This window comes from Mesorhizobium sp. M0923, from assembly GCF_040319365.1.
Taxonomy (GTDB): domain Bacteria; phylum Pseudomonadota; class Alphaproteobacteria; order Rhizobiales; family Rhizobiaceae; genus Mesorhizobium.
In genome coordinates, this window is sequence record NZ_JAMYNW010000014.1 from 102,167 (window position 1) to 125,812 (window position 23,646).

A 23,646-nucleotide genomic window follows, 5' to 3' on the forward strand; every position below is an offset into this window, starting at 1 on the left:
ATGTCGCAGTTCTTGCTGAGGGGCATCGGGCGGATCGCTCGCTCCATCGTTGGCGACAAGAAGGCGAACTTTGCCGTCATGACTGCGCTGATAGCGCCATTCGCGCTGGGGCTGGCGGCCTTCGCTGTCGACGAAGGTTCGATCTACACGGAGCGCAGGGAAGCCCAGGCGATGACCGATCTGGCGGCGATCACCGCGGCGTCGAACATCAACAATATGGAAGCCGCGGCGGTAACCACGCTCAGTGACAACCGAATGCCCGGCATCATTGTTCAAAAGCCGGGTGAGACAATCGTTCCCACGGTTGGGAAAACCGTCGTGTCCGTCACCGGCGGCCGATACTCAGCGGCGTCCTCGGTCGGGGTCGACAAGCGCTTCGAAGCCGGTAAAACGCCTTACAACGCCGTTCGCGTCACTCTACACAAAATCCCCGCCCGGTATTTCGCCAGTTCGCTCATCCCTACTCCGGTTGTCGGCACCGAAGCCATTGCCAGCATGACGCCGCAAGCGATGTTCTCGGTCGGATCCAGGCTTCTCAGCGTCAACGGCGGCATCCTCAACGCGCTTCTCAGTAAGCTGCTGGGCGGAAACATCTCGCTCAGCGTCATGGACTACAACGCGCTGATTTCGGCCGACGTCAACGTGCTTTCGTTCGTCGATGCCCTTGCGGTGCAGTTGCAACTGACCGGCGTCAGCTATTCCGAAGTGCTGGCCTCGAAAGCGACGGTAGGCCAGATCGCGACCGCCATGGCCAATGCTTCGGGGACGGGCAGCGCCAGCAAACTTGTCCTACAGACAATCGCGTCGAGGGCTACCAACACGGCCAAGATACCGCTCAATCATCTTGTCGACCTTGGTTCGATCGGCAAGCTCGGCCTCGGACAAAAGTCTCCAGGCTTTTCCGTCGACGCAAGCGCGATGGGCATGCTGGGTGCCGCCGCCTCGCTGGCCAATGGCTCAAACCAGGTCCAGGTCGATCTCGGCGCCACTATTCCGGGACTTACCTCCACCACGCTCGCCGTCGCCATCGGTGAACCGATGCAATATTCACCCTGGCTGGCCGTCGGGGAAAAAGGCACCGTGGTGCGCACTGCGCAGACACGAATCAAGCTGGTCACCACAGTCGGCATCGGCAATTCCAATCTCGGCGGCGGCATCAGTCTGCTGTCCGTCAACCTGCCTCTGCATGTCGAAGTCGCCTATGCGGAAGCCAAACTAACCGACATCAGCTGCCCGACGGGCCGGCCGGATAGCATCAAGGTCTCGATCGCCGCGCAGCCTGGCGTGGCCTCGCTGCACCTTGCCGCCAGCGACGCCGACAACAACCCATCGGCCTTCGCCGATTTCAGCAATCCGCAATCGTTCTCCGATGCCACGATTGCACAGGTAAGCGTGAAGCTCCTGCTGCTCACCCTCAATCTGCTCGATGTGAAGGGTTCTTCAGCACTTGCGATCACCAACAACGATCCGACCACATTGACGTTCGACAGCACCGATATCGCCAACAAGACGATAAAGACGGTTTCGACGAAGAACCTGACGCAATCGCTCACCACGTCACTGGTCAGCGGGCTGTCGCTCTCGGTCAATGCGCTGGGCCTCGGGCTGGACGTGACGGCTCTGCTCGGAACGGTGAAGCCGGCGGTGGTAACGGTTCTGAACGGCGTGACGGCGCCTGTCGACGCACTGGTTTATAACGTTCTTGCAGCGCTTGGCGTGCATGTCGGCGAGGCCGATGTCCGGGTTGTCGGCGCGACTTGCGGGCGCTCCGTACTCGTTCAATGAGATCAAATAGAGATCAGCCGATCCGGCCGAGAAAGCAGCCGAGCGGCGGCAGGGATAGAGCTCCTTCCTGCAAGACGCCGGTAGTACTGCCAAGATCTATCGGCTCTATCACATCCAGATCCGGCGGCGATTGCCAGCCGGCCGGCTCATCGGCAAAATTGAAGACGCAGAGCAGCTTTTCGTCACCGCCTTCGCGAATGAAGGCAAGGACGTCGCCCTCAGCATCGAGAAACCGGATCGAGCCTCGAACCAGCGCCGGATGCTGCTTGCGCAAGGCCAGCATCGCCCGGTAGCTCGCCAGGACGGAGGTTTGCTCGCCGTCCTGGACATCGACCGCGCGGGCGCGATGGTTTGCCGGGACCGGAAGCCACGGCTTGCCGGTTGAAAAGCCGGCATTATCGGCGCCAGCCTCCCAGACCATCGGCGTGCGGCACCCATCCCGCCCCTTGATCTCCGGCCAGAAGCGGATGCCGAAAGGATCGCGCAAATCCTCGAACGCCAGCTCGGCCTCCTCCAGCCCGAGCTCCTCGCCCTGATAGAGGCAGATCGACCCGCGCAGGCAAGAAAGCAGCACGATTGAGAATTTCGCCACCCTGTCCGGATCGCCGCCCGGCCTTGTCCAGCGGCTGACATGGCGCACGACATCGTGGTTGGAGAATGCCCAGCAAACCCAGCCGTCGAACACCGTACTCTCGAAGGCCTCGACACAACCGCGCACATGCGCCGCGGAGAATTGCGGGCCAAGCAGGTCGAACGTGTAGGACATTTGGAGCTTGTCGCCGCCGCCCGTGTAGGCGGCAAGCGTCTGCAACGAACGGCTTTCGTCACCAATCTCGCCGACCGCGGCGCGGCCTTCGTACTCGTCAAGCAACGCCCGGAAGCGCCTGAGAAAAGCAAGGTTTTCCGGCTGCGTCTTGTCGAACAGATGCTCCTGGTAAAAATAGGGGCTGGTTGCCGTATTGGTGCCGGCGACGCTTTCCGCCAAAGGCGGGTTGCTGCGGAGCCAGCGGTCGTGGACGTAATAGTTGACCGTATCCAGCCGGAAACCGTCGACGCCACGCTCGAGCCAGAACCGCACCGTTTCCAGCAAGGCGTCCTGCACCTGCGGATTGTGGAAATTCAGGTCCGGCTGCGAGGCGAGGAAATTATGCAGGTAATATTGCCTGCGCGTTGCGTCCCATTCCCAGGCGGGGCCGCCGAAAAGCGACAGCCAGTTGTTGGGCGCGGTGCCGTCGGGCTTCGCATCGGCCCAGACGTACCAGTCGGCCTTGGCGTTATCGCGGCTCGTTCGGCTTTCGACGAACCATTCGTGCCGATCCGACGAATGTGACAAGACCTGGTCGATGATCACTTTCAGGCCGAGCCGGTGCGCCTCTGCAATCAGCGCGTCGAAATCCTCTGATGTGCCGAACATCGGATCGACGGCGCAGTAATCCGATACGTCGTAGCCCATGTCGGCCATTGGCGACTTGAAGAAAGGCGACAGCCAAACGGCGTCGACACCGAGCGATGCGACATGGGCAAGCCTCGAGGTGATGCCGAGGAGATCGCCGCTACCGTCGCCTGTCGTGTCCTGGAAGGAGCGCGGGTAGATCTGGTAGATGACGCAGCCGCGCCACCATTCGGCATTGTCACCCATCATGGCTCTCCCCTGCGCCCGCCTGCGCGGCCCTGCTTTCGATCATGAATATGACCGTTCGCCCCAAAACCGGCCGTGAGATATCGCCACTATCCGTTTCGATGGCTGGGCACCAATGAAAACCCGCCCGTTCCGGCAGCGTGAACATGCAGGCCCGACGGTCACCATTGATGATCACGGCAAGGCGACCGTCCTCATCGCCGAGAACCATGACCAGCCGATGCCGCCTAGGATCGTGCCAGGCTGCTTCGTCGAGCGGCACGCCGGTTTCGCTCAGCCAGACGACGTCAGCTATTTCCGAGCCGGCCGCAGGCTCGCCGGTGAGAAAGCTTGCGTCCAAAAGCGCCGGCGCGGCACGACGCATCTTGGCGAGCAGAGCCGTGTACCGCTCCAGCGCCCGGTCGCGCCCGGCCCAGTCGAGCCAGGTGATGTCATTGTCCTGCGCGTAGGCGTTGTTGTTGCCGCGCTGCGTGCGGCCGAATTCGTCGCCGGCCGTCAGCATGATCGTGCCGCGCGAGGCAAAGAGCGTCGCCAGCAGTGCGCGTTGGTCATCGAAACGGGCCGTAACGATTGACTGGTCGTCGGTCTGGCCCTCGACGCCATTGTTCCAGGACAGGTTGTCGTCGTGGCCGTCGCGGTTTTGTTCGCCATTGGCCTCGTTGTGCTTGTGTTCATAGGCAACGATGTCGGCCAGTGTCATCCCGTCATGTGCGGCGATGAAATTGATGCTGCGGACCGTTGCCTGGCCTGGTTTGGCAAAGACATCGGACGACCCCGCAAGCCGCGTCGCCAGCGTACCGATCATGCCGCCGTCGCCGCGCCAGAAGCGGCGGATATCATCACGGTATTTGTCGTTCCATTCGAGGAAGGGCGGCGGAAGATTGCCGAGCTGATAGCCATCCGGTCCGATGTCCCAGGGCTCAGCGACCAGCACACGGTCGGCAAGAACTGGGTCGTTGCGAATGGCGTTCAGCAGCGGCGCATCGGCGTCGAAAACGCCGTCGACGCGGCCAAGGATCGGCGCCAGGTCAAAGCGGAACCCGTCGACACCGGCGTGCTGGACAAAGTGGCGAAGCGTGTCGAGGACCATTTCCCGGACGACCGGATGATCGCAGGCAACCATATTGCCGGTTCCGGTGTCATTGACCAGAGCGCCGTCGGCCTCGTGCCGGTAGTAGGCGCGGTTGTCGAGCCCGCGCAGCGACAATGTCGGGCCGAGCCGGTCGCTTTCGCCGGTGTGGTTGAACACCAGGTCGAGAATGGTACCGATGCCAGCCTCGCGCAGCGCGGCGACCGTTTCGCGCAGCTCAGCCAGACCGCCGGGCGCCAGTCGCGGATCCAGCGCCATGAAGGTCACGGGATTGTAGCCCCAGGCGTTGCCCAGCCCGAGCGGCGGCAAATGCCGTTCGTCGATCGATGCAGTCACCGGCATCAACTCCACGGCTGCAACGCCGAGTTTTTGCAGATGCTCGACAACAAGAGGATGAGCGAGGGCTGCAATGGTGCCGCGTTGCTTCTCGGGAATGTCGGGATGCAGCTTTGTGAAGGCGCGCACCTGCACCTCGTAGATGAGGCCGCCGGGCCTAAACAGAGGCGGCAAGGCGGGCAAGGGTTCCGGCAAGGCGCCGGCAATGGCCTTCGGCATCAGCGACGCCGTGTCGCCCCCCTCGCCCTGGCGTGCGGCGAGCCGGCCGTCATAGGCATAGGGTCTGTCGATCTCGACGGCATAGGGATCGGCCAGCAGCTTGTCGGGATCGAACCAGAGCCCCTGTTCCGGCGCGTAGTCGCCATCGGCGCGGAACCCGTATCGGGTGCCGGCGGCGAGACCGGCAACAAAAAGCGTATGCACGCCGTCGCCCTCGGGCTGCAGTTCAAGCCGGTCGATCTCGCGCCTTCCTCGCTCGTCGAAAATCGAGACCCAGATGCGCCGAGCCGACGAGGACCATACGGCGAAGCGAATGCCTTCTTTGGTGATGGTTGCGCCGAGTTGGCTCACGCGCGCTCACAGCAGCAGGTCGTAGACAGTTTGAGGCGTTGCCAGGTTAGCTCCCCCTTCTCCCCTTGTGGGAGAAGGTGTCGCCGAAGGCGACGGATGAGGGGTGCTCCAGCTTGGCGCGGACGGCATTCCTTCCAACACCCCTCATCCGTCTCGGCGCTTCGCGCCGATCCACCGCCCGGGGGCGAGCCACGGGTCTCGCCCCGTCCTTCGGACCCCACAAGGGGAGAAGGAAAGGCGCGCCGCTCCAAGCTCACGTAATCACGCTCGGCTTGGCGCGGCCGGTATGGCTGCGAATCCCGGCAATGTCGTCGGCCGCCGCAATCAGATCGGCAAGCGCCTCCTGGGTGTCGAGATCGTGGCGGCTCTTGTCTGGCTCGTAGCGCTCGAAATAAAGGCGCAGCGTCGCGCCCGAGGTGCCGGTGCCGGACAGGCGGAAGACGACGCGCGAGCCGCCTTCGAACAATACTCTTATGCCCTGGTTCTTGCTGACCGAGCCGTCGACCGGATCGTGATAGGCGAAATCGTCGGCGCTGGCGATTGTCATGCCGCGCACGCTGGTGCCCGGCAGCGAGCCAAGTTTGCCGCGCAGTTCGTCGACAAGCGCATTGGCGCGATCGGTCTCGACCTCCTCGTAATCGTGGCGCGAATAGTAGTTGCGCCCATAGGCCGCCCAATGCTCGGTGACGATCTGCCTGGCGCTTTCGCCGCGCGCGGCAAGGATGTTGAGCCACAAAAGCACGGCCCACAGGCCGTCCTTTTCGCGGACATGATTGGAGCCGGTCCCCGCACTCTCCTCGCCGCAGATCGTCGCCATGCCGGCATCGAGCAGATTGCCGAAAAACTTCCAGCCGGTTGGCGTTTCATAGATGCCGATGCCGAGCTTTTCGGCGACCCGGTCGGCAGCACCGCTGGTCGGCATCGAACGGGCGATGCCTTTCAGCCCGGCCTTGTAACCCGGAGCCAGATGGGCATTGGCGGCGAGCATCGCCACCGAATCCGACGGGGTGATGAAAATGCCCTTGCCGATGATCAGGTTGCGGTCGCCGTCGCCGTCGGAGGCCGCGCCAAAGTCGGGCGCATCCGGCCCCATCATCTCGTCGTAGAGGTGTTTTGCATGCACCAGATTGGGATCGGGATGGTGGCCGCCGAAATCCGGCAGCGGGATAAAATTACGAGCGGTGCCGTTCGGCGCCCCTAGCCGGTTTTCGAGGATCTCCTTGGCATAGGGGCCGGTCACCGCATGCATGGCGTCGAAGCGCATGCGGAAGCCTGATTTGAACAACGCCCGCAAGGCATTGAAATCGAACAGGCTTTCCATCAGTTCGGCATAGTCGGCGACCGGATCGATGATCTCGACGGTCATGTCTCCTGCCTCGACCGTGCCGATCGTGTCGATGTCGACCGGTCGGATATCGGCGATCTTGAAGCTCGAAATCACCTTGGTTTTTTCGAAGATCGCGTCGGTCAGCTTTTCCGGCGCCGGGCCGCCATTGCCGGCATTGTACTTGATGCCGAAATCCTCATGCGGGCCACCCGGATTGTGGCTGGCGGACAGGATGATGCCGCCGAAGGTCTTGTATTTGCGGATGACATGCGAAGCGGCCGGCGTGGATAAGATACCGCCCTGCCCGACCATCACCTTGCCGAAGCCGTTTGCCGCGGCCATGGCGATGGCCTTCTGGATGACCTCGCGGTTATAAAAGCGGCCGTCGCCGCCGATCACCAGGGTCTTGCCTTCGAACCCGTCCAGCGCGTCGAAGATCGACTGGATGAAGTTCTCGGCATAGTGCTCCTGCTGGAACACCGGGACCTTTTTACGCAGCCCGGAGGTGCCGGGCTTCTGGTCGGGATAGGGTTTGGTGGCGACAGTGCGGATCATCAGTCAGGCAGCCCTTTTCGAAAGCAACAAGCGATAGAGTTGGACATATTTTTCGGCGCTTTTGTCCCACGACACGTCGGCCTTCATGCCTTGCCGCTGCATCGACGCCCACACCGCGGGATTGGCATGCGCTTCGACAAGGCGGCGGATGGCGTGCAGCAGGGCGCCAGCAATGGGGGGCGCAAACTGGAAGCCGGTCGCCACGCCGGCAGAGATGGCGGCTTCGTTGGCATCGATAACCGTGTCGGCAAGGCCGCCGGTACGCGCGACGACCGGCACGCAGCCATAGCGCAGGCCGTAAAGCTGCGTCAGCCCGCAAGGTTCGAAGCGCGACGGGATAATGATGGCGTCGCAGCCGCCCTGCATGGTGTGGGAGAGCCCCTCGTCATAGCCGACGACGACGCCAATGCGACCACGATGGCGGGCTGCGGCGGCAAGCAACGCGCCTTCGAGCCCGGCGTCGCCAGACCCAAGGATTGCCAGCCGTGCACCTGCCGCGACGATACCGTCGACGGCGGCCGCCAATATGTCCATGCCCTTTTGCCAGGTCAGCCGGCTGACAACGCAGACGATCGGGCTGTCATCGCGATCGAGGCTGAAACGGTCCTCGACCGCGGCCTTGTTGGGCATTCGCGCCTTAAGCGTCTTTGCCGTGTAGTTGGAGACCAGATGCGTGTCGGTTTCCGGGTTCCAGATCTCGGTATCGATGCCGTTGACGATGCCATGGAGATCGACGGAGCGCATGTTGATCAGGCCGTCGAGGCCCATGCCGAATTCGGGCAAGCGGATTTCCTGCGCATAGGTCGGGCTGACCGTGGTGATCGCCCAGGCGGCCTGCAGGCCGGCCTTGAGGAAGCCGACGCCGCCATAATATTCGACGCCGTCGAGCGCCATCGCCGCCGCCGGCAGGCCAAGCTCGCCAAAGATGCCGGCGCCGAACTGGCCCTGGAAGGCGAGGTTATGGACGGTGATCATCGACGGCGTGCCGACCGCCTTGCCGTAGCGCATATAGGCGAGTGTCATTGCCGACTGCCAGTCATGGGCATGGACGATATCGGGCAGGTAGCCGGAGATGGCGCCGGCAGCAATATCACCGCCGACCTGGCTCAAGGCCGCGAACCGCCGCCAATTGTCCGGCCAGTCGGCGCCGGCCGCGTTGCCGTACGGGCCGCCGGGACGGTCGAAAAGATGCGGCGCGTCGAGCACAAACAGGTCGAGCCCGGCGATCTGGACGGCATGCACCGAAGCCTTCCCACCCTGCAGCAATGGATATTGCTGAACCGCCTTCTTTTTCCTGAAGGCGCCCATCACCTGAGGATAGCCGGGGACGAGCGTGCGCATGTTGACGCCGTTGCCGGCCAATGCCACGGGCAAGGCGCCAGTCACGTCGGCGAGCCCTCCGGTTTTGACCAGCGGAAAGATCTCGGGCGCCACCGACAGAACCTGCATGCACTACGATCCCAGCCTGTTGACCATGTCCTGCGTGACCAGGCAGATGCCTTTTTCCGAAACGCGGAAACGCTTGGCGTCGAGGACAGGATCCTCGCCGACCACCAGCCCCTCCGGGATCCTGACGCCGTGATCGATGACCACGCGCTTCAGCCTGGCGTTGCGGCCGACATGGACGTCGGGCAGCATGACGACCTCCTCCAGCGTCGAATAGGAATTGATGCGCGCGCCGGTGAAGATCAGGCTTCGCTTCAGCGAAGCGCCCGAAACGATGCAATCGCCCGACACGAGAGACGACACGGCCGACCCGCGGCGGCCATCTTCGTCATGCACGAACTTTGCCGGCGGCTTCAACTCGGCGTAGGTCCAGATCGGCCAGTCGCGGTCGTAGAGGTCGAGTTCCGGCGTGATGTCGGTCAGGTCGATATTGGCTTCCCAATAGGCGTCGACCGTGCCGACGTCGCGCCAATAGGCTTCGTTCTCGGCGGTCGAGCGCACGCATGATTTGGCGAAGCGATGCGCGATCGCCTTTCCGTGTTCGACGATGTAGGGGATGATGTCCTTGCCGAAGTCGCGGCTGGAGCCGGGCTCCGCCGCATCGCGACGCAATTGCTCCATCAGGAACTTGGTCTTGAACACATAGATGCCCATCGAGGCCAGCGCAAAATCCGGCTTGTCGGGAATGCCCGGCGGATCGGCGGGCTTTTCGATGAAGGAGATGATGGTGTCCTTGGTGTCGACATGCATGACGCCGAAGCCGGTGGCTTCCATGCGCGGCACTTCGAGGCAGCCGACGGTGACATCGGCGCCGGCCTCTACATGCTGGCGCAGCATCAATTCGTAATCCATCTTGTAGACGTGGTCGCCGGCCAGGATGACCATGTATTCCGGCCCATAGGCCTCGATGATGTCGATGTTCTGGTACACGGCGTCGGCGGTGCCCTCATACCACTGTGTTTCCGACACACGCTGGCTGGCCGGCAAGATGTCGAAACTCTCGTTGCGCTCGGGCCGCAGGAAGTTCCAGCCGCGCTGCAGGTGGCGGATCAGCGAATGCGCCTTGTACTGGGTGGCGACGCCGAGGCGGCGGATACCGGAATTGAGCGCATTGGACAGCGCGAAATCGATGATGCGGGTCTTGCCGCCGAAATAGACCGCCGGCTTGGCGCGGCGGTCGGTCAGTTCCTTGAGCCGGCTGCCACGGCCGCCGGCCAGCACATAAGCCATGGCGTCGCGTGCCAGCGGCTGTGTTCGTTTTGTTTCAGCCATTCCTATCCTCCCAGGTTAGATGCTCCAGACATAGCTCAGTCCGGGACGAATTCGAGCATGATCGTCGACAGCGGCGGCAAAAGCATCGTCGCCGAAATGCCTCCTCCTTCCGCCCGAGCCTCGACGAGGCCGCTGTTGCCCTTGCCGGAACCGCCATAGTCCGTGGCGTCGGTGTTGATGATCTCGCGCCATTTTCCGGTCTGCGGCAACGGCACGCGGTAATTGTCGCGCGGCACCGGCGTGAAGTTGGAAATGACGGCGACCGGGTTGCCGCCCGGCGCGCTGCGCAGCCAAGCGAACACCGAATTCGCGCTGTCATCGACGATCAGCCAGGAAAAGCCCTCCGGCTCGCAGTCGCGGGCATGCAGCGCCGGGCGCGAGCGGTAGAGATAGTTGAGATCGCGCACCGTCTGCCAGACACCACGGTGGAGCCGGAAATCGAGCAGGTTCCAGTCGAGCGCGCGCGCCTCGCTCCACTCGCGGCGTTGCGCGAACTCCTGGCCCATGAACAACAGCTTCTTGCCGGGATAGCCCCACATGAAGGCGTAATAGGCGCGCAGCGTCGCGAATTTCTGCCAGTCGTCGCCGGCCATCTTGTTAAGCAGCGTTCCCTTGCCGTGCACCACCTCGTCATGGGACAGCGGCAGCACGAAGTTCTCGCTGAAGGCGTAGACCAGGCCGAAGGTGATGTCGTTGTGGTGATGCTTGCGGAAGATCGGCTCCTTGGAGAAATACTCCAGAGTGTCGTGCATGAAGCCCATGTTCCACTTGAAACCGAAGCCCAGTCCGCCCTCGTGCACCGGCTGCGAGACTTTCGGCCACGAGGTCGATTCCTCGGCGATGGTCATCACACCCGGATGGTGGCCGTAGACCTCCTTGTTCATCCGTTGCAGGAAGCTGACCGCTTCCAGGTTCTCGCGCCCGCCCCTCTCGTTGGGAATCCATTCACCAGCCTTGCGCGAATAATCGAGATAAAGCATCGAGGCGACCGCATCGACGCGCAGACCGTCGACGTGATATTTCTCTGCCCAGAACAGCGCATTGTTGACAAGAAACGAGACCACCTCGCGACGACCAAAATTGTAGATCGCGGTGTTCCAGTCGGGATGGAAGCCCTTGCGCGGATCGGCATGTTCGTAGAGTGCGGTGCCGTCGAACTTTGCCAGACCGTGTTCGTCAACCGGGAAATGCGCCGGCACCCAGTCGAGGATGACGCCGATGCCGGCGCGGTGGGCACCGTCGACGAAGCGGGCAAAACCGTCCGGATCGCCAAAGCGGGCGCTCGGCGCATAGAGACCGGTCGTCTGGTAGCCCCAGGACGGGTCATAGGGGTGTTCGGAGATCGGCATGAATTCGATATGGGTGAAACCCGTCTCGACCACATAGGGGATCAGCCGGTCGGCGAGCTCGTCCCATGACAGGAAGCTGCCGTCGTCGTGAAGCCGCCATGAGCCGGCATGGACCTCGTAGATCGATACGGCTTCGCGCCTGTGGTCGGCATTGCGCCAGTAGTTCCGGTGCGCCTCGTCGCCCCATTCATGCACCGGCGGCAGCGCCGTCACCGAGGCGGTAGCCGGGCGCAGTTCGGATTTGAAGGCGAACGGATCTGCCTTGAGCGGCAATCTCACGCCATCCGGCCCGATGATCTCGTATTTATAAGGGCGGCCGGCGCCGATGTCGGGAATGAACAGCTCCCAGATACCGGTATCGCGGCGGTCGCGCATGGTGTGCCTGCGGCCGTCCCACTCGTTGAAGTCGCCGACCACCGAGACACGCCTTGCATTGGGCGCCCACACCGCAAAATGTACGCCCGATGCACCCTCATGGTCGATGAGATGAGCGCCGAGCTTGTCGAACAGCCTGAGATGCGATCCTTCGGCGATGTAATAATCGTCCAGCGGGCCGAGCACGGGGCCGAAGGAATATGGATCGGTCAGCCACCAGTCGCCGCCGGCGTTCCTGGCGTGATAGCGCAGCGGCTGGCGTTTGCGCAGCGACAGTTTGCCCTCGAAGAAGCCGCGATCGTCGCGTCTCGACAGCTCGCCGGCCTTCTTGCCGGTCAGCGTATAGGCGGTGACGGACTCGGCATGAGGGACGAAGCAGCGGCCGACAAAGCCCTTCCCCGCCTCATGCACGCCAAGCACGGAGAACGGGTCGCCATGCGTGCCGGCGACAATCGCCGCGACATCGCCGGCTGGCGCCAGTCCGTCCGGCCCGCTTGTCGCAACGGTCGCGCGCGGCTTGCTCATCAGGCAGTGTCCCTCCTCGGGCACCAAGTGCGTGTTTCTAGTGAAGTTTTGAATTCGACAGTCGCAGGCCGCCTGACCTTCCAAGGGATGCGAAGGTCAAATCACTCCACTAGGGCCACATTGTTCCTGGTCTCATGCAATCACATCAGGCGGGCACGTGCCAGATGTCTTTCGCATATTGGCGGATCGTGCGGTCGGACGAGAACCAGCCGACGCGGGCGACATTGCGGATGGCTCTGGCGTACCAGTCCGGGCTGTTGCGCCAGACGGCATCGACGTCGCGCTGGGTGGCGGCGTAGGCATCGAAATCCGCAGCGACCATGAACCAGTCGCTCTGGTAAAGGCCGTTGATCAGGTCGCGATAACGGTCCGGATCGTCAGGCGAAAAGACCCCGGACGAAACCGCGGCAAGCGCCTGCGCCAATTCAGGCGATCCCTCGATTACGGCGCGCGGATCGTAACCATTGTTGCGCCGCTCGGCGACCTCATCGGTGGTCAGGCCGAAGATGAAGATGTTGTCGTCGCCGACGCATTCCTTGATCTCGACATTGGCGCCGTCGAGCGTGCCGATGGTCAGCGCGCCGTTCAGCGCGAACTTCATGTTGCCGGTGCCGGACGCTTCCATGCCGGCGGTCGATATCTGCTCCGAAAGATCGGCGGCCGGCATCATGATCTCGGCTAGGCTGACATTGTAGTTCGGCACGAACACCACTTTCAGCAAGCCGCGCACCGCCGGGTCGCGGTTGATGACCCGGGCGACGTCGTTGGCAAGTTTGATGATCAGCTTGGCGTTGTGATAGCTGGGCGCCGCCTTGCCGCCGAAGAACTTGACGCGGGGCATCCAGTCGCGCTCCGGATGCGAGCGGATCTGGTCGTAAAGCGCGACCGCTTCGAGAATGTTCAAGAGCTGGCGCTTGTATTCGTGGATGCGCTTGACCTGGATGTCGAACAGCGCCGAGGGGTCCACCTTGATGCCGAGCCGGTCGGCAACGAGATTGGCAAGCCTCGTCTTGTTCGCCCGTTTGACAGCGGCGAACTTGTCGCGGAAGGCAGCGTCCTCGGCGAAAGGATCGAGCAGCTTTATCTCGTCGATGTCGTCGAGGAAGCCGTCGCCGATCGCCTCTCGGGTGAGTGCCGTGAGGCCGGGATTGCACTGTATCAGCCAGCGCCGCGGTGTGATCCCGTTGGTCTTGTTGTTGATGCGGTCCGGGTAGAGCCTGTGGAGGTCGGCAAACACCGTCTCCTTCATCAATTCCGTATGCAGTGCCGAGACGCCGTTGATCGAGTGCGAGCCGACAAAGGCCAGATTGCCCATACGCACGCGGCGATCGCCATTTTCCTGGATCAGCGAGATGCGGCTGATCTGCTCGTCCGAGAACTGGTCGGAGACGCGCGCCTCGAGCAGCACCTCGGCGTTGATGGCGTAGACGATCTGCATGTGGCGCGGCAACAGCCGCTCGAATAGCGGCACGGGCCAGCTTTCCAGCGCTTCGGGCAGCAGCGTGTGGTTGGTGTAGCCGAAGGTGCGCTTGGTGATGCTCCACGCCTGGTCGAAATCCATGCCGTGGACATCCATCAACAGGCGCATCAGCTCGGGGACGGCGATGGCCGGATGGGTGTCGTTGAGATGGATCGCCGCCTTGTCGGGCAGCGATTGCAGGTCGCCATACTGGCTGAGATGACGCTGAAGGATGTCCTGCAGCGAGGCGGTGGAGAAGAAATACTCCTGCCTGAGCCGCAACTCCTGGCCTGCCTTGTGGGAATCGGCCGGGTAAAGGACGCGCGACAGCGCATCGGCCTTGTTGCTCTCGGCGAGCGCGCCGATGTGATCGCCGGCGTTGAACTTGTCGAGCAGGATCGGATCGACCGGCATGCCGGACCACAGACGCAGCGTGTTGACGCGGTTGGCCCGCCAGCCAACCACCGGGGTATCGTAAGCAACGGCCAGAACATGTTCGGTCGGCTTCCAGACATGGCGCTCGAGCCTGCCATCCTTCGAGGTGATCGATTCCACCGAGCCGCCGAAGCCGACCTCGAAGGAGCGTTCGCGGCGTTCGAACTCCCAAGGATTGCCGTGATCGAGCCATGTCTCGGGCAGTTCGACTTGCCAGCCGTCATGGATCTCCTGCCGAAACATGCCGTTGGCGTAGCGAATGCCATAGCCATGCGCGGGGATATCGACGGTAGCCATGCTTTCCATGAAGCAGGCGGCGAGCCGGCCAAGGCCGCCATTGCCAAGGGCAGCGTCCGGTTCGAGCGCAGCAATGATGTCGAGGTCGACGCCAAGTGACGACAGCGCCTCGCGCATATTGTCCATCAGGCCGAGATTGGAGAAGGCATCGCGCATCAAGCGGCCGATGAGGAATTCCAGTGACAGGTAATAGACGCGCTTTTCCTGCTGGGCGTAGGCCTCTTGGGTCGCCTGCATCCAATGATCGACGATGCGGTCGCGCACAACCTTGATCGAGGCGGTGAGCCAATCGTACTGGGTTGCAACGTTGGTGCCCTTGCCGACCCTGTATTTGAGGGCCTGCAAGACTTCGTCGGCGAGCGTCTTGGGATCCGGGTTTTCGAGGGTGGGCAGAGGAGCTTCGGTTGTCATCGCGCGCGTCATGCTGCCTCTCGTGACGTTGCCAGGATCATGCGGCTTTCACCATCTCCGCCAATGCTAATGCATCCCACCGGATGTTCAATGGATTCAGGCGACCGCAAGCCGGGTTGCCCTGCGGCAATTTGGCATTGAAACACCGCGCCCTCAGCGGCGGGCCTCAAGTTCTTGTTCAGGCCGCCAGCGCCGCCTCCGGCGGGACCTTGGCGCCGGTCATGAAGGCGACCGCGTCGGACATCGTATATTGCTTCGGATCGATGACGCACAGGCGACGGCCGAGCCGATGAATGTGAATGCGGTCCGCCACCTCGAAGACATGCGGCATATTGTGTGAAATCAGCACGATCGGCAGGCCTCGGCGTTTGACGTCGAGTATCAGTTCGAGCACGCGGCGGCTCTCCTTGACGCCGAGCGCGGCCGTCGGCTCATCCATGATGACCATCTTCGAGCCGAACGCCGCGGCGCGCGCCACCGCCACGCCCTGGCGTTGACCGCCGGAGAGAGTTTCCACCGCCTGGCTGATGTTCTGGATGGTCATCAGGCCAAGTTCGGTCAGCTTGTCGCGGGCGCGCTTTTCCATCGCCGGACGGTCGAGCATGCGCAGCCAGCTGCCAAGAAAGCCCGGCTTGCGGATCTCGCGGCCGAGAAACATGTTGTCGGCGATGGACAGCGCCGGCGACAGCGCCAGGTTCTGGTAGACGGTCTCGATGCCGGCTTCGCGGGCCTCCATCGGCGATTTGAATGCAATAGGCTTGCCTTCAAGCCGGATCTCGCCTTCGTCGGGCACGACCGCGCCGGAAATCGCCTTGATAAGCGACGACTTGCCGGCGCCGTTGTCGCCGATGACAGCAAGGATTTCGCCCGGATAGAGATCGAAATCGGCATTGTCGAGGGCGGTGACGCGACCGTAGCGTTTGATCAGGCTGCGGGCGGTAAGGATCGGTTCCTGAGTCTGGTTCATGCCGAGATCTTCCTGATCCACTGGTCGATACCAACAGCGATGATGATAAGGGCGCCGACAGACAATTGCGTCCATTGGGGATCTGTCCCCCAAAGCCTGAGGCCGAGCGCGAACACCCCGACGATCAGCGCACCGAAGATGGTCCCGAGGATGGAACCGCGGCCGCCGAACAGTGATGTGCCGCCAATCACCACGGCGGTAATCGAATTGATGTTCTCGAACTGCCCGGCCTGCGGCGAGACCGATCCGATGCGTCCGATCAAGGCCCAGCCGGCGATGGCACAAATGATGCCGGTCAGGGTATAGACCGTGACCAGCATCCGGCTGACGCGCACCCCCGACAGTTCCGCGGCTTCCGGGTCGTCGCCGACTGCGTAGACATGCCGGCCCCATGCGGTGTGATGGAGCACGTACCAGGCAATTGCCCCCATGATCAGCACCAACAGCACGCCATAGGTGAAGACTGCGCCGCCGATCCTGAACGAGCCGCCGAAAAACTGCAGCAGCGGTGCCGTCGCCTCGAGATCCTGGCTGCGGATGGTCTCGTTGCCGGAATAGATGAAGTTGATGGCAGCGTAGATCGACCAGGTGCCGAGCGTCACGATGAAGGGCGGCAGTTTCACCCAGGCGATGAGAATGCCGTTGATCAAGCCGCAAATCGCGCCGACAAGCAGCCCGATGGCAACGGCGACCGGCGCTGGAACACCGTAATGCATGGCAAACTGGCCCATAACAACCGAGCTCAGCACCATGATGGCGCCGACTGACAGGTCGATGCCGGCGGTGAGCACCACCAGTGTCTGCGCGATGCCGACCATGCCGGTTATCGCCACCTGCTGGAGGATCAGGGTGAGGGTGAAGGGAGAAAAGAAGCGTCCGCCGACGACGACTGCGAACAGAACCACCGAGATGAGCAGGATGATCAGCGGCACCATGGCCGGGCTTTTATGCAAGCGGTGCTGGATGCTCTCCAACGTCGAGCGGGAATGCGCCTCGAATGATGCGACGCTGGCGTCGCTAGCGGCCAGGACCGTCTCGAATTCCTGCGGTCCCTTGCTCCTGGTTGTTTCGACGCTCAAGTCGGCCTCCCCGCCTGTGATGTGGAGCGGCCGAAACCGCTCCACATTCCCTATTGTTCTTTTGAAGTTGAGCCGATCAGGGGATCAAATCAACCCCAGCACTTGCTGAGGCCTTGCTTCGTATCGATGGATTCGATGCCGGCGGCAGGCTTGTCGGTGATCAGCGTGACGCCGGTGTTGTAGAAGTTCAGACCGGGCGACGGCTCAGGCTTCTTGCCGGTGTCGGCAAAGGTCTTGATCGCCTCGATGCCGAGCGAGGCCATGAGCAATGGATATTGCTGTGAAGTGGCGCCGATCACGCCCTCGGCAACGTTCTTGACACCGGGGCAGCCGCCATCGACCGAGACAATCAGGACGTCCTTCTCCTTGCCGACGGCTTTCAGCGCCTGGTAGGCGCCCGCGGCCGCAGGTTCGTTGATGGTGTAGACGACGTTGATATCCGGATCCTTCTGCAGGCAATTCTCCATGGCAGTATGCCCGCCATCCTCATTGCCGCTCGACAGATCGTGACAGACGTTGCGTGCGTCGGTTTCGTCGCCGATCTTCTTGGGATCGCCGAGGTCGATGCCGAAGCCCTTCATGAAGCCTTGATCACGCTGGACGTCGACGGAGGGCTGGCTGGCGATCAGATCCATGTAGGCAATGTGCGCATCCTTGGCCTTGTCGCCCAAGGTAGCCTTTGCCCAGGAGCCGATAAGCTCGCCGGCCTTGAAATTGTCGGTCGCAAACGTCGCATCCGCGGCATCGGCAGGCTCGAGCTGCGTGTCGAGAGCGATCACCAGCACCCCTGCATCGCGCGCCTTCTTCACCGCCGGCACGATGGCCGCAGTGTCGGTGGCGGTGATCAAAATGCCCTTGGCGCCGTCGGCGATGCAGGATTCGATCGCCGCAACCTGGCCCTCATTGTCACCTTCCGCCTTGCCGGCATAGGCTTTCAGATCGACACCGATTTCCTTGGCTTTCGCGGCGGCACCTTCCTTCATCTTCACGAAGAAGGGATTGGTGTCGGTCTTGGTGATCAAGCAGGCGCCGACCCCGGCGGCCGATGCCGTCGACGCAAACGCCATCAGGCTCAGTCCGGCCGCGGCAAACACGGTGGATTTCAACAGTTTTGACGTGGTCACGATTTTCCTCCCATTGAACCATTTAGGATGCCGGCCAACCGGCATCTGCAGCGCGTCCGACGAAATCTCCCAGTGTCGACGCCGATCTCAAGAGACACCAGTCCGCCAGCACTGTCAATAATTAAATCACTCTTATTTATTATTGACAACGCAGGATTGTTCACTCACTCTAGACCAAAAGCATTGAGGGGAAACGACGGGAGGAACAGGGGTGGAGACCGGCATTACAAGGCACGGCTCGCCCGATGCGGCCGAAAGCCGCCTGCACCGCGGCACCAATCAAAGCGGCATGCGGGACCACAATGAGCGGCTGGTGCTGTCGCTGGTGCGCCAGCACGGCAGCCTGGCCAAATCCGACATCGCACGCATGACTGGCCTCTCGGCGCAGACAGTATCAGTCATCATGCGCGAGCTGGAGGAGGACGACCTGCTCGTTCGCCAGGCGCCGTTGCGCGGCAAGATTGGCCAGCCCTCGATACCCATGGCGCTCAATCCCGACGGCGCCTATTTCATCGGCCTGAAGATCGGCCGGCGCAGCGCCGAGCTCGTGCTGATCGATTTCCTCGGCAATGTGCGCTCGATGCTGCAGCATTCGTACCGCTATCCGGCGCCGCGCGAGACGGTGGAATTCGTTACGAGCGGCATGAAGAAGATGCGCGGCGAGCTCACTCCTGCGCAGGACAAGCGCATCGCCGGGCTTGGCATCGCCATGCCGTTCGAATTGTGGAACTGGGCCGATACCGCCGGCGCGCCGCGTGAAATCATGGACGAATGGCGCCATCGCGACATCCGCGCCGACATCCAGGCGCAATGCGAATTTCCGGTCTACCTGCAAAACGATGCCACCTCGGCCTGCGGCGCCGAGCTCGTGTTCGGCCAGGCGGCGGGTGCGGCGCGCGATTTCGTCTATTTCTACATCGGTGCCTTTGCCGGCGGCGGCATCGTGCTGAACGGCCGGCTGTTTGGCGGCCCAACCGGCAATGCCGGCGCGCTGGGCTCAATGCCAGTGCCCGGGCCTGACGGCAAGCCGACGCAGTTGATCGACGTTGCATCGATCGCCACGCTGGAGAAGGCGCTCAACGCACGCGGCGTCGAGGCCTCGCATCTGTGGACATCACCGGGGGACTGGGGCGAGATCGGTGCCGAGCTTGACGACTGGATCGCCAGCGCCTCGCAGGCGCTCGCCTATGCCATCGTTGCGGCGTCGTCCGTCATCGATTTCGAAGCCGCGGTGATCGACGGATGGATGCCGCTCGCCGTGCGCAGGCGGCTTGTCGATGCCGTCATCCAGGCCATCGGCAGGATCGACGGCGAAGGCCTGAGGCTGCCGGCCGTCCGCGAGGGAACGGTCGGCATCCATGCGCGGGCGCTGGGTGGCGCCAGTCTGCCGCTATCGGAGCGCTTCCTCATCGGCTCGACCACGATTTCCCGGAGCTTCTGAGCATGCTGATCGGTATCCCGGCGCTGCTCGGCCCGGAGCTTCTGGCGATGTTGCGCGCCATGGGCCATGGCGACGAGATCGCGCTGGTCGACGGCAACTACCCGGCCGAACAGCAGGCACAGCGGCTGATCCGCGCCGACGGTCATCATCTCGTCCCGGTGCTGGATGCCGTATTGAGCGTGTTGCCTGTCGACGACGCCGTGCCGCAGGCGCTGTTTCGCGCCTCGGCTAAAGGCGATCCCCTGCTCGCCGATCCGGTTCATCATGAGATTGAAGCGATCTGCGCCAGGCATGCGCCGGGCCGCAAGGTGGTTGCGCTTGCCGGCGCCGACTTCTATGCACGGGTCAAGGCCGCGCACGCGATCGTCGCGACGAGCGAGCCGCGGCTTTACGCCAACATCATCATTCGCAAGGGCGTGATCTATCCGCCGGAAAGCAAGACTTCATGATCCTCTGCTGCGGCGAAGCCCTGATCGACATGCTGCCGCGCACCACGACGGAGGGCGAAGCGGCCTTTGCCCCCTATGTCGGTGGTGCCGTCTTCAACTCGGCCATTGCGCTCGGCCGACTCGGCGCGCCGGCCGGCTTCTTCTCCGGCCTGTCGTCGGATCTGTTCGGCGGGCAGTTCAGGGAGGCGCTGGGGGCCAGCAAGGTCAGTTCCACCTATGCGCACACCTCGCCGCGGCCGACCACGCTCGCCTTCGTGCGGCTCACCAACGGCCAGGCGACCTATACATTCTATGACGAGAACACCGCCGGGCGCATGCTGACCATCGAGGACCTGCCGGAGCTCGGCAGCGAGATCGAGGCCATGCTGTTCGGCGCCATCAGCCTGATCTCGGAACCGGCCGGATCGGCCTATGAGGAGTTCATGCGACGTGAGCATGAGCGCCGCGTGATGATGCTCGACCCCAACATCCGGCCAAACTTCATTCCCGACAAGGCCAGGCATCTCAGGCGCATCCGCAACATGATGGCGATGGCCGACATCGTGAAACTGTCGGACGAGGATTTGAACTGGTTCGACGAAGCCGGCTCGCATGAGGACGTCGTCCGCAACTGGCTGGACCGCGGCCCGAAGCTGATCGTCGTCACCCACGGCAGCGAGGGCGCGGTTGGTTACAGCAGCCAGCACCGGGTCACGGTCGTGCCGGACAAGGTCGAGGTGGTCGATACGGTCGGCGCCGGCGACACGTTCAATGCCGGCATCCTTGCCTCCTTGCACGAGCAGGGCCTGCTGTCGAAGACGGCAATCGCCGGCCTGCCGAAAGAAGCCATCCATAAGGCGCTGACGCTCGGCGCCAAGGCCGCGGCGGTGACGGTCTCGCGGGCCGGCGCCAATCCGCCATGGCGGCATGAACTCGCCTGACCGGCTGGCAACCGCCTCACGGACTGCCTGCCGGCGATCACTTTATGTTTCGCCTAACCTGGCGGGCGGGATGCGCAGCCCATATCAAGCATGCCGAAGCCCGGATTTTCCCGCGTTTAAGAGGGCAGATCGGAAACCAGAGGTAACAGGCTGCGACACTTGAGCAATTCAGGGCTTTGCCCTGCGGCTTTCTCGGCCGTGCCAAGTCTGCTACCAGCGGCCGGTTATCTGGCTAAAACCGTTTGAGGCCGACATGCAGTTCATCGATCTTGGCGCACAGCGCGAACGCATCCGCGACAGGCTGAAGGCGGCAATCGACCGCGTCGTCGACGAAGGTCGTTATATTCTTGGACCGCAGGTCACCGAATTCGAAAACAAGCTCGCCGCCTATATCGGCACCAAGCACGTGGTCGCTTGCGCCAACGGCACCGACGCGCTGCTGTTGCCGCTGTTTGCCGCCGGCATCGGCCCGGGCGACGCGGTATTCGTGCCGAGCTTCACCTTCGCCGCCACGGCCGAAGTGGTGGCGCTGACCAAGGCCGAGCCGGTGTTCGTCGATGTCGATGCTGACAGCTACAATATCGACATCGCCAGCCTCGAGGCGGCAATCGCCATGATCAAGGCGGAGGGGCGGCTGAGGCCGAAGGCAATCATTCCCGTCGACCTGTTCGGCCTCGCCGCCGATTACGAAGCAATCATGGCCATCGCCAATCGCGAAGGCCTGATGGTCATCGAGGATGCGGCGCAGGCGACCGGCGGCTCGGCTGACGGCAAGATGTGCGGCTCGTTCGGCACCGTCGGCTCGACCAGCTTCTATCCGGCAAAACCGCTCGGCTGCTACGGCGACGGCGGTGCGATGTTCACCAATGACGATCCGCTGGCCGAACAGCTGCGCTCGTTCGCCTTTCACGGCAAGGGCGAAACGCAATACGACAATGTCCGCGTCGGCATCAATTCACGGCTCGATACACTGCAGGCGGCGATCCTAATCGAGAAGCTGGCCATCCTCGAGGACGAGATGGTGGCGCGGCAAGCGGTCGCCAATCGCTATGCCGAAGGTCTCGGCGATATAGTCAAGACGGCGCGCAATCTGGGCGGCGGCCGCTCGGCCTGGGCGCAATACGCCATCGAAACGCCGAAGCGCGACGGGCTCAAGGCACATCTCGGTGAAAAGGGCATTCCGTCGGTCATCTACTATGTGAAACCGCTGCACAGCCAGATTGCCTATCGCGATTACCCGCGCACGCCGACCGGCCTTGCCGTTTCGGAAGAGCTGCCGAAGCGCATCCTGTGCCTGCCGATGCATCCCTATCTGAGCGAGGCCGACCAGGACCGGATCATCGAAACGATCCGTAACTATATCGGCTCGAATTCGGCGCACGTGGCGGCGGCATAATTCGAAAGTTGCGGAACATGGTCGCGGATTACATCGACGAGTTCATCATGTTCTGCGCCGGGTTGTGGATGGCTGGCATCGGCTTCGGATTTCTCGCGGACCCGTTCCAAGCTCGCCCCGGCCAGCAAGCATGGTGGACCAACTTTGGAACCCATTTTAAATGGATGGGGCCGCTGTTGATCCTCATCGCGATAGTGCTCGCGTTCGCGGCACCTTCCTAGATGCGCTCGCGCCAGCAACAGGCTCGCCATTGACGGCATCGCTGATCAACAACGGACCGTTCACCTCAAACTGGGCCGTCGGTACCGATTTCGGGATGCTTTGCTCTGCGCCGAAGCATAGTCTGCACCTGTCTTCCCTCTAGGCTGGCTATTTCATGAAGAAGATTGGTTTCCTGTCGTTCGGGCACTGGACGCCCTCGCCGCAATCGCAGACGCGGACGGCATCCGATGCGCTTTTGCAGTCCGTCGAGCTGGCCGTCGCCGCCGAGGAGCTGGGTGCGGACGGCGCGTATTTCCGCGTGCATCACTTCGCCCGCCAGTTCGCCTCGCCCTTCCCGCTGCTCGCAGCGGTTGGGGCGAAGACCAGCCGAATCGAGATCGGCACGGCGGTGATCGACATGCGTTACGAGAACCCGCTCTACATGGCCGAGGACGCCGGCGCCGCCGATCTGATCGCCGGAGGGCGTCTGCAGCTAGGCATCAGCCGCGGCTCGCCGGAGCAGGTGATCGACGGATGGCGCTACTTCGGCTACGCCCCGCAAGAGGGCGAGAGCGATGCCGACATGGCCCGCAGACACACCGGAGTGCTGCTCGAAGTGTTGCTGGGCAAAGGCTTTGCCCAGCCCAATCCGCGGCCGATGTTTCCCAACCCGCCCGGCCTGCTTCGCGTCGAGCCACACTCGGAGGGCCTGCGCGAGCGCATCTGGTGGGGCGCCGCCACAAACGCCACCGCAGAATGGGCGGCGAAACTTGGGATGAACCTGCAGAGCTCCACGCTCAAATTCGATGAAGGCGGAAAGCCGTTTCACATCCAGCAAGCCGAACAGATCAAGGCTTTTCGCGAAGCCTGGAAGGCGGCCGGCCACACGCGCGAGCCGCGGGTGTCGGTGAGCCGCAGCATTTTTGCGCTGGTCGACGATCGCGACCGCGCGTATTTCGGCGGCAACCAGGGCGGAGATCAGTTCGGCTATATCGAGGCAGACAGGCTTGCCGTGTTCGGCCGCTCCTATGCCGCCGAGCCAGACGTCCTGATCGAGCAGCTAAAGGGCGACGAAGCCATCGCTGAGGCCGATACGCTGCTGCTTACAGTCCCCAACCAGCTCGGTGTCGACTATAATGTCCATGCCATCGAGGCGATCCTGACCCACGTCGCCCCAGGCTTGGGCTGGCGCTGACGC

At 62.8% G+C, this 23,646-nt stretch carries 17 protein-coding genes; 7 read left to right on the plus strand and 10 right to left on the minus strand.

From position 1 onward, the window contains the following. The gene (locus NKH89_RS22910; protein ID WP_023718443.1) at positions 1–1,785 is read left to right on the plus strand and encodes a pilus assembly protein TadG-related protein; all 1,785 of its coding nucleotides are present in this window, start codon (positions 1–3) and stop codon (positions 1,783–1,785) included. 13 nt (positions 1,786–1,798) lie between these two features. Here the strand turns inward: NKH89_RS22910 and bglA are convergent, their stop codons facing one another. The 10 genes from bglA to NKH89_RS22960 all read right to left on the minus strand — a co-directional run bounded on the left by bglA (position 1,799) and on the right by NKH89_RS22960 (position 18,023). Beyond that, complete coding sequence (gene bglA, locus NKH89_RS22915; protein WP_023718444.1) at positions 1,799–3,427, minus strand: beta-galactosidase BglA; 1,629 nt, start codon at positions 3,425–3,427, stop codon at positions 1,799–1,801. Next, positions 3,417–5,420, minus strand: a complete 2,004-nt coding sequence (gene glgX, locus NKH89_RS22920; protein WP_352910019.1) for a glycogen debranching protein GlgX — start codon at positions 5,418–5,420, stop codon at positions 3,417–3,419. The genes bglA and glgX overlap by 11 nt, the downstream gene beginning before the upstream one ends. Positions 5,421–5,673: 253 nt before the next feature. Beyond that, on the minus strand, positions 5,674–7,302 hold the full coding sequence (locus NKH89_RS22925; RefSeq protein WP_023718446.1) for an alpha-D-glucose phosphate-specific phosphoglucomutase: 1,629 nt from the start codon (positions 7,300–7,302) through the stop codon (positions 5,674–5,676). A 3-nt stretch (positions 7,303–7,305) separates the two neighbouring features. Next, positions 7,306–8,751, minus strand: coding sequence for a glycogen synthase GlgA (glgA, locus tag NKH89_RS22930; RefSeq protein ID WP_352549172.1), 1,446 nt, complete (start codon positions 8,749–8,751; stop codon positions 7,306–7,308). A gap of 3 nt (positions 8,752–8,754) precedes the next feature. Then, the gene (gene glgC / locus NKH89_RS22935) at positions 8,755–10,020 is read right to left on the minus strand and encodes a glucose-1-phosphate adenylyltransferase (protein WP_023718448.1); all 1,266 of its coding nucleotides are present in this window, start codon (positions 10,018–10,020) and stop codon (positions 8,755–8,757) included. Positions 10,021–10,055: 35 nt separating this feature from the next. Then, positions 10,056–12,269 carry a 1,4-alpha-glucan branching protein GlgB gene (gene glgB / locus NKH89_RS22940; protein WP_352483653.1) on the minus strand — a complete coding sequence of 738 codons (2,214 nt, stop codon included), beginning with the start codon at positions 12,267–12,269 and terminating at the stop codon, positions 10,056–10,058. A 145-nt stretch (positions 12,270–12,414) separates the two neighbouring features. Next, positions 12,415–14,883, minus strand: a complete 2,469-nt coding sequence (locus NKH89_RS22945) for a glycogen/starch/alpha-glucan phosphorylase (protein ID WP_023718450.1) — start codon at positions 14,881–14,883, stop codon at positions 12,415–12,417. A gap of 166 nt (positions 14,884–15,049) precedes the next feature. After that, complete coding sequence (locus tag NKH89_RS22950; protein ID WP_352910022.1) at positions 15,050–15,838, minus strand: ATP-binding cassette domain-containing protein; 789 nt, start codon at positions 15,836–15,838, stop codon at positions 15,050–15,052. Continuing rightward, positions 15,835–16,917 carry an ABC transporter permease gene (locus NKH89_RS22955; RefSeq protein ID WP_352910025.1) on the minus strand — a complete coding sequence of 361 codons (1,083 nt, stop codon included), beginning with the start codon at positions 16,915–16,917 and terminating at the stop codon, positions 15,835–15,837. The genes NKH89_RS22950 and NKH89_RS22955 overlap by 4 nt, the downstream gene beginning before the upstream one ends. An 89-nt stretch (positions 16,918–17,006) precedes the next feature. After that, positions 17,007–18,023 (minus strand): sugar ABC transporter substrate-binding protein, encoded by a 1,017-nt coding sequence (locus NKH89_RS22960; RefSeq protein ID WP_023718453.1) that lies wholly within the window; start codon positions 18,021–18,023, stop codon positions 17,007–17,009. 229 nt (positions 18,024–18,252) lie between these two features. Here NKH89_RS22960 and NKH89_RS22965 point away from each other — a divergent pair, with 229 nt between their 5' ends. The 6 genes from NKH89_RS22965 to NKH89_RS22990 all read left to right on the plus strand — a co-directional run bounded on the left by NKH89_RS22965 (position 18,253) and on the right by NKH89_RS22990 (position 23,643). Then, on the plus strand, positions 18,253–19,482 hold the full coding sequence (locus NKH89_RS22965) for an ROK family transcriptional regulator (protein WP_352494808.1): 1,230 nt from the start codon (positions 18,253–18,255) through the stop codon (positions 19,480–19,482). 2 nt (positions 19,483–19,484) lie between these two features. Further along, a complete protein-coding gene (locus NKH89_RS22970; protein WP_023718455.1) occupies positions 19,485–19,931 on the plus strand; it encodes an RbsD/FucU family protein in 447 nt (148 codons plus the stop codon). After that, positions 19,928–20,851: a carbohydrate kinase family protein gene (locus NKH89_RS22975; RefSeq protein WP_352483656.1), complete on the plus strand. Its 924-nt coding sequence runs from the start codon at positions 19,928–19,930 to the stop codon at positions 20,849–20,851. Before NKH89_RS22970 ends, NKH89_RS22975 begins: the two co-directional genes overlap by 4 nt. A gap of 253 nt (positions 20,852–21,104) precedes the next feature. Next, on the plus strand, positions 21,105–22,247 hold the full coding sequence (locus NKH89_RS22980; protein ID WP_352483657.1) for a DegT/DnrJ/EryC1/StrS family aminotransferase: 1,143 nt from the start codon (positions 21,105–21,107) through the stop codon (positions 22,245–22,247). Between the two features lie 17 nt (positions 22,248–22,264). Continuing rightward, positions 22,265–22,468, plus strand: coding sequence for a hypothetical protein (locus NKH89_RS22985; RefSeq protein ID WP_023718458.1), 204 nt, complete (start codon positions 22,265–22,267; stop codon positions 22,466–22,468). Positions 22,469–22,623: 155 nt separating this feature from the next. Beyond that, complete coding sequence (locus NKH89_RS22990; protein WP_352910029.1) at positions 22,624–23,643, plus strand: LLM class flavin-dependent oxidoreductase; 1,020 nt, start codon at positions 22,624–22,626, stop codon at positions 23,641–23,643. Positions 23,644–23,646: the final 3 nt, after the last annotated feature.